Genomic DNA, 14,523 nt, shown 5'->3' with positions numbered 1-14,523 from the left:
AGACCGTTCCCGATCTACTCATAATGCCTTCAGTCTCTGCCAGTTTGGAACTAAGAATACTGAGATAAATCATTTATCAAAGATATTGAGTTCAAACATCCATATTTCAAGGCTAAGTTTTGAAACAATGTGGCTTAGTGTAAGGATTTTTAATCGATACAACCATAAATAGACGTATTTGTTTGAAGCACTCTGAAGTTTTTACTTAAAGTGGTGACTGATTAGCCGATATTGCATACCGCAATATGTGTAATCCATCCAGAGCAAACTTTGCTTTTTACCTTGCTACATTGTAAAACTGAAGCTAAAGACGTTAATGTAAACTATACCTTGATAGAAAGCTGCTCTAGAATAGCTATATCTCAACAAAATTAGATTTTACCTATGCGTGATCACCGTCCAACCTCGACTGAAGATGTTATTGCTGAGTCACAGTTCAAGCAGATTCAAGAACATGCTGGAGAAATCTTACAGCTTAACCAAGCTTTGCAAGAGGTCTTACCCATGGGGACGGCCGATCATTGCCGAGTAGCGAATGTTCGTAACGGCCATCTATTGATCGATGTCTCTAGTGCCGCGATCAAAATGAAGATCGATTACGATCGCCTCATGATCCTAAATAAACTTCGTACTCAAGGCTTTGCCAAGCTGATGAGCGTTGAAGTGAGGATCAATCCTTCACTATATAGAAACCGCTTTCAACAAGACGACAGACCTAAGCGTCCACCACTAACAGAATCTGCAGCAAAGTCATTAATGACGATTGCCGACATGGCGCCACCTAAAATTCAAGAGCGTTTAAAACGATTAGCCGATATGGCAGAAAAGGAAGATCGTAAGTGAACGTTATTTCAATATGCTGAAAGCTTGAATGTTATTGATAAGTCGAAGATTAAAGCCAAATAGCAAAAAACCAGGCACAAACCTGGTTTTTTATTAATTCTAATGCCAAGTATTTACGCAAGCACCATATTTGGTTCTGCGAATGCTACTGGTGAGCCGACTTCTTCTTCGAATGTAGTCCACTCCCACGCTTCCTGATCTGCAAGAACAGCACGTAACAGTTGGTTATTTAAACCGTGGCCAGATTTAAAGGCACGGAATTCACCAATGATTGGATGGCCACACATGTAAAGGTCACCAATCGCATCCAACACTTTGTGAGTCACAAACTCATTTTCAAAGCGTAGACCTTCTTCATTAAGAATACGGTAATCATCCAAAACGATAGCATTATCAAAACTACCACCCAAAACTAGGTTTTGAGATTGTAGATATTCGATATCACGCATAAAGCCAAACGTACGTGCTCGAGAAATCTCACGAACAAAGCCTTTTGACGAGAAATCAAACAGCAAACGTTGCTCGTCTGATTCAATCGCTGGGTGATTAAACTCAATTTCGAAGTCCATACGGAAGCCGTTAAATGGTACAAATTCTGCCCATTTATCACCATCTTCAAAACGAACTGGCTTTTTGATGCGGATGAAGCGTTTTGGCGCATTTTGCGTTTCGATACCTGCTTGTTGTAGCAAGTATACAAATGGGCTTGCACTACCATCCATGATCGGAATTTCAGGTGCGTCTACTTCGACAACAATGTTATCGATGCCCATACCAGCAAGTGCCGCATTCAAGTGCTCAACAGTTGAAATACGCACGCCTTCGTCGTTCACTAGTGCTGTACATAGCATAGTGTCACGAACCGAAGCTGGATCAGCTGGAAAATCTACAGGTGGATTTACATCTGTACGACGGTAAATGATACCTGTATTTGCAGCAGCCGGGCGCAGAGTAAGTGTGACTTTACGACCAGAGTGGAGACCCACACCAGTTGTTTTCACTATTTCTTTCAGAGTACGTTGTCTGATCATCTGCTTGCCTCTCAAAAATTTGCTACAAAACACGGCCGTCTGTAACGTCGACCGTGAATGCTACCATAATTTTGAGCCATGTCAAATTTATGGGTTAAAGATTAATCAGCCTGACGACGCAAAAATGCCGGTATATCTAAATAACCACTTTCCTTTTCTTGCTTTGGAGCCGCAGAACTTTGGCTCGACGAAGCTGGAGAAGAAGGAGCAGTGTTTGTCGGCTGAGGAGTTACCTGTGGCTTCTCTTGCACTTGATTATTTTGCAAAGTCTGTGCCGGTTTTTCTTCAGCTTGCGTTGCCGCTGCTTGTTGCTGTGGTTGAGCTTGCGGCGTCGGTGCCACTTTAGCTTTACCACCCGCAACTAGCGTGATATCTGGCTTTTTCTCATTACCAATACCTGTCGCTACAACTGTTACGCGGATTTCGTCAGTCATATCAGGGTCTAGAGAAGTACCGATAACAACAGTCGCATTGTCAGAAGCGAATGCCTTCACTGTATTACCAACCGTCTCAAACTCGTCAAGACGCATATCCAGACCAGCAGTAATATTGACAAGAACACCACGAGCGCCCGCTAGATCGATGTCTTCCAGAAGTGGGCTAGAAATTGCCATTTCAGCCGCTTCTTCAGCACGGTCTTCACCTTTGGCGATGCCGCTACCCATCATTGCGTGACCCATTTCAGACATTACAGTTCTTACGTCCGCAAAGTCGACGTTGATCATGCCAGGGCGAGTAATTAGCTCAGCAATACCTTGAACGGCATTCTTAAGAACATCGTTAGCGCTTGCAAAAGCTTCTAGTAGTGTTACACCACGACCAAGTACTTTAAGTAGCTTTTCGTTTGGAATCGTGATCAAAGAGTCAACATGCTTAGACAGCTCATCGATACCTTGCTCAGCAAATGCCAAACGCTTTTTACCTTCAAAACTAAACGGTTTAGTTACTACCGCTACTGTTAGAATGCCAAGCTCTTTAGCCACTTCAGCAATAACAGGCGCTGCACCAGTACCGGTACCGCCACCCATACCAGCTGCGATAAACACCATATCGGCGCCAGTCAGGGAATCTTTAATTCGATCTCTGTCTTCGAGAGCTGCGTCACGGCCAACCTGTGGATTAGCACCTGCACCCAGACCTTTAGTGATATCACCACCGATCTGAATAACATTGCCAACGCTTGTCTTACGAAGTGCTTGCGCATCAGTGTTGACGCTGATGAATTCCACACCTTCGATGGATTCACGCACCATGTGTTCAACGGCGTTACCACCGCCGCCACCAACCCCAACGACCTTGATTACTGCATCGTCAGACATTTCCATCATCGGTTCAAACATGTGTTGTCTCCGTTTATCCTGCAACTCAGGTTAAAACTCTTTTTGTATCCAGTTACGCAATTTATCGAAAAAGCCAGTTACAGATGAGCGTTTAGGTTCATTATAATCGCTATCGTCGCTAGACTGCATGTCTCTTGCGTAATGAAGTAATCCAACTGCCGTAGAATGGTACGGCTCTTTTACATAGTCAGTTAATCCGCTGACTTCGAGCGGTTTGCCGACCCTTACTTGATTGCGGAATACGCGTTCCGCACATTCTACCACTCCGTCCATTTGCGCAGCACCGCCAGTGAGTACAACTCCCGCGGCGAGATGGTGCTTGATACCCTCTTCGCGCAATTTTGCTTGTACAGAGTCGATAGTTTGGTTAACCAGTCCCATAAGCTCAGAGTAGCGTGGCTCAATCACTTCTGACAACGTTTGACGTTGCAGGCTACGTGATGGTCGTCCACCTACGCTTGGTACATTAACCGTGTCATCCTTACTGACCAGTTCACTCAAAGCACAGCCATATTTGACTTTTATTTCTTCAGCATCGCTCACTGGCGTACCAAAAGCAAAAGCAATATCACTGGTTACAGCATTTCCTGCGTACGAAAATACTTCTGTGTGACGTAACGCACCGCCAGTCCAGATGGCCACATCCATCGTGCCGGCGCCAATATCAACCACACAAACTCCAAGCTCTCTTTCATCCTCGGTGATTACTGCATTGCTAGCAGCAAGCCCAGAAAATACGAGTTGTTCTACTTTAAGGCCGCAGCGTTCTACCGCCTTAATAATGTTGCGTGCCATGTCATTATGGCATGAGATAAGGTGGACACTCACTTCCATTCTTACCCCAGATAAACCAAGCGGATTTTTGATTCCTTCTTGGTAATCAATGGTGAACTCTTGCGGGATCACATGAAGAATTCGCTGTTCATCACCGATTTTAATCGATTTTGCGGTATGGATAGCGCGATCCATGTCTTCTTGAGACACCTCTTCATCAGAAATCGTGCCCATACCTTTTTCAATTCGGCTTGCGATATGCTTACCAGACAACGAAATGAAGACTCGGCTGATCTGGCACTCTGCCATTAATTCAGCTTGATCAATTGCACGTTGTACTGATTTTACAACCGACTCCAAATCATTCACGCCACCTTTATCCATGCCGCGTGAGGGGCTACTACCTGCGCCAATAATATTAATTTGACCGTCTGGTAAAACCTCACCCACTAGAGCCGATACGGTTGCAGTGCCTATATCAAGACCAACAATAATGTTGTCATCAGCGGCCTTAGTCATCTGTACTCTCTTCTAACTCTTGTTCAGGAAACCAACCAACTGCGGCTCCTGTATCGTACCTAAGATCGATATAACTGATTCTTTGCGTGTCACTGCCAAGCTTGTTATAGAGCTTAAAAAAGCGCTCTATACGCTCAAGAAGAGACTCTTTTCCGAGCTCTAATCGAATACCGTTATCAAGGATGATTTGCCAAGCTCGTCGCTCGTTTAATACCAGAGACGATATCGCTAAACCCAATTGCTGAAACTTAGGACTCAAATCACGGTAAGTCTGTAAGACTTCCGGTCCGCTATCTTTGGGTCCGTACAGCTTCACTTTTTCTTCTTGCAACAGAGCAACATCTCCATCAAAAACGAACCCGTTTCTATCTAACAGTTCGTTGCCATTCCAAATGGCTTCTGGTTGATGCTCCGTCAAAAAAACTTTTACTGTATCCGGCCACTGCTTTCGGATTGCGGCATGCGCTACCCATGGCAGAGCTTCGACACTTTGCTGTAATACATCAATATCCTGAGACATAAATGTACCGATGTGATCAATTCGACTAAATGCAGCCTGCACATCGTCAGCTTGGACATACTCCAGTTTCCCCTGAAGTACTATTTTGGAGAGAGGTAACCTTTGGTCATCCCACATCCAACTGATCGCCGCGTACAAAACAGAACTAATTAAAGTCACAACCACAACGAAAAATAACGCACCCAAGATTTTTTCTTGGCGACCACGGTTGTTACCCGTGTTTGGTCGCTCGTCATTCAGTGCAATATTCAACAACGTCTTCGTTTCCTGACTTTTGTCGTGTACTTTTTACCCATATAATTACGCAGAGGTAAAAGTCTTGACTTTAACCTTGGGATTATACTGAGCTCTTGTAAACTATCAAACACTGATAGCAATAAATCACAATGATATTGACGCAAAATCGAGATCTGAGTCTTTATCTGTCCTTCGCATCAACAATATGTGTCAGCCAAGCATCTTGTTTATATTCAATTTAAGACCTGCCAGCTGTTTCGCCACTTTACCAATATCACCCGCACCTTGCGTTAAGATTAGGTCGCCGTCTTGTATAACGTTAGCTAAAACTGAAGGTAATTGCTCGATTTCTGGAACAAAAATCGGATCTACCTTGCCTCGGCTGCGAATTGTGCGACATAAAGCGCGCCCATCAGCACCTGCAATCGGCTTTTCACCCGCTGCGTAAACATCCAGCATGATCAATACATCCACCTGTTCAAGCACATTCGCGAAATCATCGTATAAATCACGAGTACGGCTATAACGGTGCGGTTGGAAAATCATCACCAAACGCTTGTCTTGCCAACCACTGCGTGCTGCATTAATGGTTACATCCACTTCTGTTGGATGATGGCCGTAATCATCAACAAGCATTGCATGGCCGTTGCCAGTATCAAACTCGCCAAGGTGATCAAAACGTCTTCCCGTACCTTGCGTACCAGCCATTGCCTTTAGGATCGCATCGTCTTCAATGTCATCTTCAGTAGCAACCGCAATCGCAGCAGACGCATTCAATGCATTGTGACGACCTGGAATATTCAGCGTGATATCTAAGTTAGCTCGCCCTTTACGTACTACCGTAAATTTGCCTTGCTGCCCCTCTTGACGATAATCTTCAATACGTACGTCGGCATCTTCAGAAAAACCGTAAGTTATCACTTGACGACTAATACGTGGGATTAACTCTCGAACCACAGGATCATCAATGCAAACAATTGCTTGGCCGTAAAACGGTAGATTATGAAGGAAATCGATGAAGGTTTGCTTTAAGGTTTCAAAGTCACCACCATAGGTATCCATATGATCGGCTTCGATATTGGTAACAATGCTCACCATTGGTTGCAAGTGCAGGAATGACGCGTCACTTTCATCTGCCTCTGCAATTAGAATACGACTCGAGCCTAGACGCGCATTTGTACCTGCGCTTTTCACCAAACCGCCATTCACAAACGTTGGATCAAGACCGGCTTCAGAATAGATTTGAGTGACAAGAGCGGTCGTCGTGGTTTTACCGTGTGTACCCGCAACGGCAATACCGTGACGGAATCGCATCAATTCAGCCAACATCTCTGCGCGGCGTACAATAGGGATGCGTAATTCACGTGCCGCCATCACTTCTGGGTTTTCTTCGTTGATCGCCGTTGACACAACAACCACACTTGCTTTTTCTACATTACTGGCTTGATGACCAATAAATACCGTCGCACCTTTTGATACCAAACGCTCTGTCACAGCGTTCTCTGATAGATCAGAACCTGTGATTTGGTAGCCTTCGTTCAACAGCACTTCTGCAATGCCGCTCATGCCCGCACCACCAATACCGATGAAGTGGATGGATTTCACGCGGCGCATCTCTGGCACCATTGCGCGAATCTGAGCTAAGTCTTGTGTATGTTGGATTGTCATCAATTCTATTCTCAATAATTCGGTTAACGCTTTTCGGTCAAAGCGACAATGGCTTGTGCGACAACTCGGTCAGCATTCAATTTTGCAGCGCCACGCGCTTGCTCAGCCATTGTAAGTAAAGCTTGGCGATCCAATTGTTGGATCTGCTGAGTCAGAGACTCAACGGTTAAATCTGGTTGTTCAATCATTTTCGCCGCGCCGCAATCCACCAAGTGGTCTGCATTAAGTGCTTGCTGGCGGTCTTTGTGCATGAATGGAACAAAAATAGCGCCTACACCTGCCGCCGAGACTTCAGAAACGGTTAACGCTCCAGAGCGACAAACTAAAAGGTCAGCCCATGCGTAAGCTTCTGCAACGTCATCAATGAATTCCATTACTTCTGCATTTACCACACCATTAGCTTGGTATGCTGCATTCACTTCTTCGGCGGCACCTTTGCCCGCTTGATGACGAACATAGTAATCTTCGCCCAATTTCGACATCACTTCTGGCAGAGTTTGGTTAAGAATACGTGCGCCTTGGCTGCCACCCATCACCAAAATGCGAATTGGACCTTGGCGCTCTTGCATGCGCTCAATTGGCGCTGCTAATTGAGTCACATCTTCACGAACTGGGTTCCCAACCACTTCGGCATTTGGAAAAGCGCCTGGGAAAGCCTGAAAAACCTTCTTAGCGATTTTCGATAACCATTGGTTCGTTAAACCTGCTACTGCATTTTGTTCATGCAGAACAACAGGAATGCCACTCATCCAAGCGGCAATACCGCCCGGGCCGCTAACATAACCGCCCATACCAAGCACTGCGTCTGGCTGCCAGCGTTTCATGTGAGCACGAGCCTGCATAATGGCATTGATAATTTGAAATGGTGCTGCAAGAAGACGTTTAACGCCTTGACCTCGTAACCCTTTCACTTTGATAAAGTCGATTTCAATGCCATGTTTTGGCACCAAATCCGCTTCCATTCGATCCGCCGTACCTAACCAACGGATCTCCCAACCTTGCTCTTGAAGCTGTTTTGCTACCGCCAAACCTGGGAATACGTGACCGCCAGTACCACCAGCCATCACCATCAAACGTTTATTTTGTTTCATTAGCTTGTTGTTCTGATTGTTGTTGCTCGCGTTTCAAGCGGCATTCGTAATCGATACGCAGTAGTATGGACACTGCGACGGACATAATTATTAGACTAGAACCACCATAACTGATGAGTGGAAGTGTTAAACCTTTAGTTGGAACAATACCGGCGGCAGCTCCAACATTAACCAAGGTTTGAAACGCAAACCAAATACCAATTCCGAAAGCCAGATAACCTCCGAACATTTCGCCTTCTTCAAATGCACGCTTGCCGATGTAAACCGCTTTTAGCACCAAGCTAAAAATCAGCATTAAGACCAGCACTACGCCTACGAAACCAAGCTCTTCAGCAAGTACGGCAAACACAAAGTCGGTATGCGCTTCCGGTAGATATTCCAGTTTTTGAATTGAATTACCGAGACCTTGTCCGAACCATTCACCACGACCAAACGCCATCAAAGACTGAGTCAACTGATAGCCACTGCCAAATGGATCTTCCCACGGGTCAAGGAAGGAGGTTACTCGTCGCATACGGTATGGCTCGACGAGAATCAAACCTACTACAGCGCCGATACCTGCCACCATCAAGGCGAGAAACTGGGTTAGTTTTGCACCTGCGATAAAAAGCATGCCAAACAGCGTGACCAGCATCACGACGACCGTCCCCAAGTCTGGCTGACCAAGTAGTAATACTGCGAAGAAGGCAAACACCATGATTGGCTTCATAAAGCCACCAAAGAACGTTTGTCGTACTTCGTCTTGCTTTCGAACTAAGTAACCAGACATGAAGATAAACAGCGATAGCTTCGCGACTTCCGCTGGCTGAAGGTTAAACAGCCCAAGGGGAATCCAACGAGACGCACCATTAACCGACTTACCCGCCAAGAGCACGATGATCAACAGTGCGAAAGAAGCCCAAAGTAAGTAATGGCTCTTCTTAAACCACTCTTGCAAAGGCACTTGCAAAATAACAGCGGAGGTCCCTAACGCCAGCACGAGAAACGTCGCATGACGAAACATAAAGTGGAACGGCTGTTCCGTTAATCGAGAGCTGATTGGAAATGATGCAGAGGTTACCATGACCAAACCAGTCAACATCAAACCCAGTGCAATCCACACTAACTGACGATCAAACATCGCCTCTGGGGCTGGATGCTTGAGCCAATTGCCAATACTGCGTTTAACGTTACCTAAACCCACGAAGTGTGTAACCTTTAATTATGCATATTTCTGAGCAAGAGCAGCGAAAGCATCACCTCTTGCCATAAAGTTGTCGAATTGATCAAAGCTAGCACATGCAGGAGACAGCATCACCATATCACCTGGTTTTAACTGCGAAGATACTTGTTGAATCACATCTTCCATAGTGTCGAAACGTATTGCAGATTCATGCAGTGGCATAAATTCATCGCCATCAGCGCCAAAGCAACACAGTTGCAAGTTAAGCGTCGCGAAGATCGGTTTTAATGGCGAGAAGTCAGCACCTTTGCCAACACCACCAACGAGTAAGTAGAGCTTGCCTGTCGATTCCAAACCAGATAGCGCAGCCATAGTGCTGGCAATATTAGTTGCTTTAGAGTCATTCACCCATTTGACGCCTTGATTATCCGCAACCACCTGGCATCGGTGTGTCAGTCCCGTGTAATTTTTAAGTGCATTCAATGCTTTGTGATAGTTTACGTCCGCAGCTTTTAATAGCGCTAAAGCAACCAGAGCGTTAGATAAGTTGTGCTTACCAACCAACTTAAGCTCATCACTTGCGACAACTCGTTGACCGTGATCGAGCAGCCAAGTACGGTTGCCATCCACCTCGAGACCAAAGTCCTGATTGTCGCTGCCAAATGTCACCAATGGCATCTCTGCGTCTGGGAAGGTTTCTTGATCATCACGGTTCACGACTGCAAGAGCAGCATGGTTAAAAATACGCAACTTAGCTTGTCGATAGTCAGACATGCCTTGATAACGATCCATATGATCTTCAGAAAGATTCAGAAACGCAGCGGCTTTGAGCTTTAAGCTTGACGTCGTTTCTAACTGGAAGCTCGAGAGTTCGAGTACATATAGGTCTGCGTCTTGTTCTAACAAATCCAGAGCAGGCACACCGATGTTACCACCAACGCCAACATCCAAACCTGCAGCGTTAGCCATCACACCTGTGAGGTCGGTTACTGTGCTCTTACCGTTTGAGCCCGTAATCGCAATCACCGGTTTCTGCACCGCCCAAGCGAATAACTCGATATCACCTACTACTGCCGTACCTTTTGCTAATACGGCTTGGATCTCTGGTGTCGCTAGCGCAATACCAGGGTTGGTCACGATAAGATCCGCGTCAGAAAGCCAGTCTGTATTCCAACCACCACTATGCAGTTGAACATCTTCCGGCAAGCGCTCTGCACCCGGAGGGTTTACGCGAGTATCAATGACTTTGACCACAAGCTGTGGCTGATTTTTTCTTAGGTGTTTAACGACAGAGAGCCCGGTAATACCGAGCCCTACGACGACAACACTATGTATGTTTTGCCAACGTTCCATATTTGATCACACTGTAAATCTTGTTCTTGGAAAGTGCGATTAACGCACTTTCAATGTCGCAAGACCAATCAGAACAAGAACCATAGAAATAATCCAGAAACGCACGATTACGCGAGGTTCTGGCCAACCTTTCAATTCGTAGTGGTGGTGAATCGGTGCCATACGAAAAATGCGCTGACCACGCAGTTTGTATGAACCCACCTGTAGAATTACCGACAGCGTTTCCATCACAAACACACCGCCCATGATCACCAACACCAACTCTTGACGAACGAGAACAGCAATAGTGCCTAACGCGCCGCCAAGCGCTAGTGAGCCGACATCACCCATGAACACTTGTGCTGGATACGTGTTAAACCACAAGAAACCAAGGCCTGCACCGACGATTGCTGTACATACGACAACCAACTCAGAAGCATGTGGTAAGTATGGAATATGAAGGTATTCAGAGAAGTTAACGTTACCGGTCGCCCATGCAATAACCGCGAAGCCTGCTGCAACAAGAACCGTTGGCATGATTGCCAAACCGTCTAGACCATCAGTCAGGTTAACCGCGTTACTTGTACCTACAATGACAAAGTAAGTCAGAATGATATACATCAAACCAAGCTGCGGCATGATGTCTTTAAAGAATGGCACCACTAGCTGAGTTGCTGCTGTGTCTTTACCGTAAGCATACAATGCGAAAGCGACGACAAACGCGATCAACGACTGCCAGAAGTACTTCCAACGCGCGATCAAGCCATCGGTATTTTTGCGTACCACTTTACGATAATCATCAACAAATCCGACCGCACCGTAGCCAAGTAAGACTGTCAGTACCGCCCATACGTAAGGGTTGGATAAGTCTGTCCATAGCAAAATCGTGATTGAGATGGCCGCTAAGATCATGATACCGCCCATTGTTGGGGTACCACGCTTACTAAAGTGAGATTCAGGACCTTCGTTACGCACTACCTGACCAATTTGCAGCATTTGCAAACGCTTGATCATGATTGGTCCCATCCATAATGACAGACCTAGAGCGGTTAATACGCTTAGGATTGCTCGAAAAGACAAGTATTCAAACAATCGGAAAAAAGACAGGTATGGCTGTAGCAGCTCGGCAAGCCAAATAATCATTAATAATACTCCTTCAAAGCAGCAGCGACTTCAAACATACGTGCACCATTCGCTCCTTTCACCAATATCGTATGGTTTTCAGGAACGGCTTGGTCTAGATGCTGCTTGATGTATTCAATCATCTCTTGGTGCGTCTCAAAATGAATGCCTTGGCAAAGATCACTGATCACCTTGGCGTCTGCACCATATGTGAGAACATGTTCAAATTTTTGTGGGGCAGCATGTTCCCCGACTTGACGATGAAGTGCAAGACTTTCCTCGCCCAATTCCGCCATATTACCTAAAATCAGCCAGCGTTGACCTGGGAAAGCGGCCAATAAATCAACTGCCGCTTTCATGGCTGGCACGCTCGCGTTGTAGCTGTCGTCAATCAATTTTATCTTTTCGCTCAGCGCTTCAACCTCGACGCGACCTTTCACTTTGTTCAAATGTTTAAGGCCAGCACGAACCTCTTCTAATGTAGCTCCCATTTGTAACGCAATAATAGAAGCAGCGATCGCATTCGCAACGTTGTGTTGACCTATAATACCCAGAGACAGTTCAATTTCTTGTGAGCTTGCTGCGATATGTAAGTCAAAGCTTGCTTCACCTGCGGCGTTCAATACGATGTTAGAAGCGAAGAAGTCTGCATCAGTATTACTTTGTGAAAAAGTAATGACTTTCTTATCTGCTAACACTTCATCCCACTTGGCTTCACCATTGCTGTCTAGGTTAACAATCGCAATACCACCAGCTGAAAGGCCTTGGTAGATTTCACCTTTGGCTTGTTTCACGCCATCGATAGAACCAAAGCCTTCAAGGTGAGCGGCTGCTACATTGTTCACTAACGCGATATCTGGTTTTACTAACTGAGTCGTGTAAGCAATTTCACCTATATGGTTAGCACCAAGCTCAATCACGGCATAATCATCATCCTGCTGTGAGCGTAATAATGTCAACGGAACACCAATATCATTATTGAAGTTACCCGCCGTGAATAGCACTTTGCCTTTCAATTGCAGGATACTCGCAACCATTTCTTTTACGGTCGTTTTACCGCAACTTCCGGTGATGGCAACGGTAGGTGTTTGGCATGCTTGATGCACCCAAGAAGCAAATTCACCCAATGCAAGTTTGGTATCCGACACCACAATTTGCGGCACATTCACATCTAAGCGTTTTTCCACGAGTAAAGCACCGGCACCTGCATCTACCGCTTGTTGGCAAAAGTTGTGCGCATCAAAGCGCTCCCCTACTAACGCCACAAATAGAGCCCCACGCTCAATCGCTCGTGTATCAGTAGAAACCGCGTCGATAAGTAGATCGTCGCCGAATCGCTCGCCACGTGTGATGTCTGCAATTTGAGATAACGTTACTTTGATCATGAGGTCAATCCTAAAAGTTGCATTGCGGACTCGCGGTCGGAGTAATGAATCGTTTCGCCATTACGAATCTGATAATCTTCATGACCCTTCCCAGCTAACAAGATAATGTCGTTTGGCGAAGCATTTTCAATGGCATAAGACAGTGCTTTGAAGCGGTCATGCTGAACAATCGCTTCAGCAGGTTTTGACAGCCCAGCTAACATGTCTTTCACAATCTGAACCGAGTCTTCGCTGCGTGGGTTATCGTCAGTCAACACCACTCTGTCGCCTAGACGCTCTGCAATTTCCGCCATCATCGGGCGCTTACCTGCATCGCGATCACCACCGCAGCCAAAAATAGCCCACAGCTGGCCTTCACAATGAACTCGTAAAGCTTGCAGCGCTTTTTCTAAAGCATCAGGAGTATGGGCATAATCGACCACGACTTTGGCACGATCCTCAGTTTGGAATAACTCCATTCGGCCGAGTACAGGTTGCAGTTGACCTGCGGTTTCGAGTAACGCTTGTTTCTCTTTACCTAAGCTTAATAAGGTCGCAAAAGCGAGCATTAAGTTGGTTGCATTAAACTCACCAATCAATGGCGCGCGCAATTCACCTGAGCCAAACTTACCATGGAACTTAATAGTAATCCCTGACTCCGCGTAACTGACTTCCGTCGCCCAAATTGCGCTTTCAAATTCAGTGTTCGCCTTGAGCGAGACAGCGATCGCATTACTTAACTGCGACGCCCATTGATGACCTACTTCATCATCAACATTGATAATGGCACGTTCACATTGGTGTTGCGTGAACAACCCAAGCTTTGCATTGGCATACTCTTCCATCGTGCCATGATAATCTAAGTGGTCACGACTTAAGTTAGTAAACACGCCCGCCGCAAATGATAGTGCTTTGACACGACCTTGCGTCAGGCCATGAGAAGATACTTCTAGCGCGGTGTATGTGGCTTGTTGATTTGCGAGAGAGGAGAGCGTTTTCTGAATTTCAACGGCATTCCCCGTTGTATTCGCAGCTTGTTGCAAGTTATTGAGGAAGCCATTTCCTGTTGTTCCCATTACCGCCGCTTTATGGTCAAGCAGTTCTAGCCATTGCGCTATTAACTGGGTAATGGTGGTTTTGCCGTTGGTGCCGGTGACACCAATCAAATCCATATCAGGGTAAGCATAAAGCTTTCCAGCAATCGCGGATAAACGTTGGTCCAACCTATCAATGTAAATGACGGGAACATCATCAATGATTTCCACAGTACCATGAGTTTTGACATCACAGGCTTGCGCCAGGGCTGCATTTGCACCTTGCTCAATTGCAGAGGCAATGAATTTACGCCCATCCACAACATGGCCAATCACTGCTACAAACGTGGTTCCAGGTTGAACTCTTCGGCTGTCGAGCTCCAATTCAGAAACAAGAACGGACGATAAGCTAGGGCAATCCACCCAAGGGGAAAGCAGCACGTCCATACTGATGGCTTTAGTCATATTTGTTCTCCGAGCTTTGGC

12 protein-coding genes are annotated in these 14,523 nt (G+C 45.9%); 1 reads left to right on the top strand and 11 read right to left on the bottom strand.

Annotated elements, in window-relative coordinates; translation table 11 throughout:
• Positions 1–384: 384 nt before the first annotated feature.
• Entirely contained in the window at positions 385–843 is a 459-nt protein-coding gene (locus tag R8269_RS12550; RefSeq protein WP_005381869.1) for a DUF721 domain-containing protein, read from the top strand.
• Positions 844–956: 113 nt separating this feature from the next.
• On the opposite strand, the gene lpxC is transcribed toward R8269_RS12550, so the two are convergent.
• From lpxC to murE, 11 genes are all read right to left on the bottom strand, one after another.
• The gene (gene lpxC / locus R8269_RS12545) at positions 957–1,874 is read right to left on the bottom strand and encodes a UDP-3-O-acyl-N-acetylglucosamine deacetylase (protein ID WP_005381871.1); all 918 of its coding nucleotides are present in this window, start codon (positions 1,872–1,874) and stop codon (positions 957–959) included.
• Between the two features lie 101 nt (positions 1,875–1,975).
• Positions 1,976–3,214 carry a cell division protein FtsZ gene (gene ftsZ / locus R8269_RS12540; RefSeq protein WP_017633617.1) on the bottom strand — a complete coding sequence of 413 codons (1,239 nt, stop codon included), beginning with the start codon at positions 3,212–3,214 and terminating at the stop codon, positions 1,976–1,978.
• A 30-nt stretch (positions 3,215–3,244) separates the two neighbouring features.
• The gene (ftsA, locus tag R8269_RS12535) at positions 3,245–4,507 is read right to left on the bottom strand and encodes a cell division protein FtsA (RefSeq protein ID WP_005372946.1); all 1,263 of its coding nucleotides are present in this window, start codon (positions 4,505–4,507) and stop codon (positions 3,245–3,247) included.
• The gene (locus tag R8269_RS12530) at positions 4,500–5,282 is read right to left on the bottom strand and encodes a cell division protein FtsQ/DivIB (protein ID WP_215810548.1); all 783 of its coding nucleotides are present in this window, start codon (positions 5,280–5,282) and stop codon (positions 4,500–4,502) included. The genes ftsA and R8269_RS12530 overlap by 8 nt, the downstream gene beginning before the upstream one ends.
• A 192-nt stretch (positions 5,283–5,474) precedes the next feature.
• On the bottom strand, positions 5,475–6,932 hold the full coding sequence (murC, locus tag R8269_RS12525; RefSeq protein ID WP_005387395.1) for a UDP-N-acetylmuramate--L-alanine ligase: 1,458 nt from the start codon (positions 6,930–6,932) through the stop codon (positions 5,475–5,477).
• Between the two features lie 23 nt (positions 6,933–6,955).
• A complete protein-coding gene (gene murG, locus R8269_RS12520) occupies positions 6,956–8,023 on the bottom strand; it encodes an undecaprenyldiphospho-muramoylpentapeptide beta-N-acetylglucosaminyltransferase (protein WP_047102003.1) in 1,068 nt (355 codons plus the stop codon).
• Positions 8,010–9,206: a cell division protein FtsW gene (gene ftsW / locus R8269_RS12515; protein ID WP_005372933.1), complete on the bottom strand. Its 1,197-nt coding sequence runs from the start codon at positions 9,204–9,206 to the stop codon at positions 8,010–8,012. Before ftsW ends, murG begins: the two co-directional genes overlap by 14 nt.
• Before the next feature lie 18 nt (positions 9,207–9,224).
• Positions 9,225–10,538, bottom strand: coding sequence for a UDP-N-acetylmuramoyl-L-alanine--D-glutamate ligase (gene murD / locus R8269_RS12510; RefSeq protein WP_033906092.1), 1,314 nt, complete (start codon positions 10,536–10,538; stop codon positions 9,225–9,227).
• A 39-nt stretch (positions 10,539–10,577) separates the two neighbouring features.
• The gene (mraY, locus tag R8269_RS12505) at positions 10,578–11,660 is read right to left on the bottom strand and encodes a phospho-N-acetylmuramoyl-pentapeptide-transferase (RefSeq protein WP_005372931.1); all 1,083 of its coding nucleotides are present in this window, start codon (positions 11,658–11,660) and stop codon (positions 10,578–10,580) included.
• Complete coding sequence (locus R8269_RS12500; RefSeq protein ID WP_054574276.1) at positions 11,660–13,024, bottom strand: UDP-N-acetylmuramoyl-tripeptide--D-alanyl-D-alanine ligase; 1,365 nt, start codon at positions 13,022–13,024, stop codon at positions 11,660–11,662. Before R8269_RS12500 ends, mraY begins: the two co-directional genes overlap by 1 nt.
• The gene (gene murE / locus R8269_RS12495) at positions 13,021–14,502 is read right to left on the bottom strand and encodes a UDP-N-acetylmuramoyl-L-alanyl-D-glutamate--2,6-diaminopimelate ligase (protein ID WP_318222550.1); all 1,482 of its coding nucleotides are present in this window, start codon (positions 14,500–14,502) and stop codon (positions 13,021–13,023) included. Before murE ends, R8269_RS12500 begins: the two co-directional genes overlap by 4 nt.
• Positions 14,503–14,523: the final 21 nt, after the last annotated feature.

The organism is Vibrio sp. Vb0667, from assembly GCF_033391095.1.
This window is presented reverse-complemented; position numbering and strand designations above follow the sequence as displayed.

Coding starts and splice junctions, on each gene's coding strand:
- murC (WP_005387395.1), bottom strand. CDS start 6,932: ATGACAATCCAACATACACAAGACTTAGCTCAGATTCGCGCAATGGTG.
- mraY (WP_005372931.1), bottom strand. CDS start 11,660: ATGATTATTTGGCTTGCCGAGCTGCTACAGCCATACCTGTCTTTTTTC.
- murD (WP_033906092.1), bottom strand. CDS start 10,538: ATGGAACGTTGGCAAAACATACATAGTGTTGTCGTCGTAGGGCTCGGT.
- lpxC (WP_005381871.1), bottom strand. CDS start 1,874: ATGATCAGACAACGTACTCTGAAAGAAATAGTGAAAACAACTGGTGTG.
- ftsZ (WP_017633617.1), bottom strand. CDS start 3,214: ATGTTTGAACCGATGATGGAAATGTCTGACGATGCAGTAATCAAGGTC.
- ftsA (WP_005372946.1), bottom strand. CDS start 4,507: ATGACTAAGGCCGCTGATGACAACATTATTGTTGGTCTTGATATAGGC.
- R8269_RS12550 (WP_005381869.1), top strand. CDS start 385: ATGCGTGATCACCGTCCAACCTCGACTGAAGATGTTATTGCTGAGTCA.
- R8269_RS12500 (WP_054574276.1), bottom strand. CDS start 13,024: ATGATCAAAGTAACGTTATCTCAAATTGCAGACATCACACGTGGCGAG.
- murG (WP_047102003.1), bottom strand. CDS start 8,023: ATGAAACAAAATAAACGTTTGATGGTGATGGCTGGTGGTACTGGCGGT.
- murE (WP_318222550.1), bottom strand. CDS start 14,502: ATGACTAAAGCCATCAGTATGGACGTGCTGCTTTCCCCTTGGGTGGAT.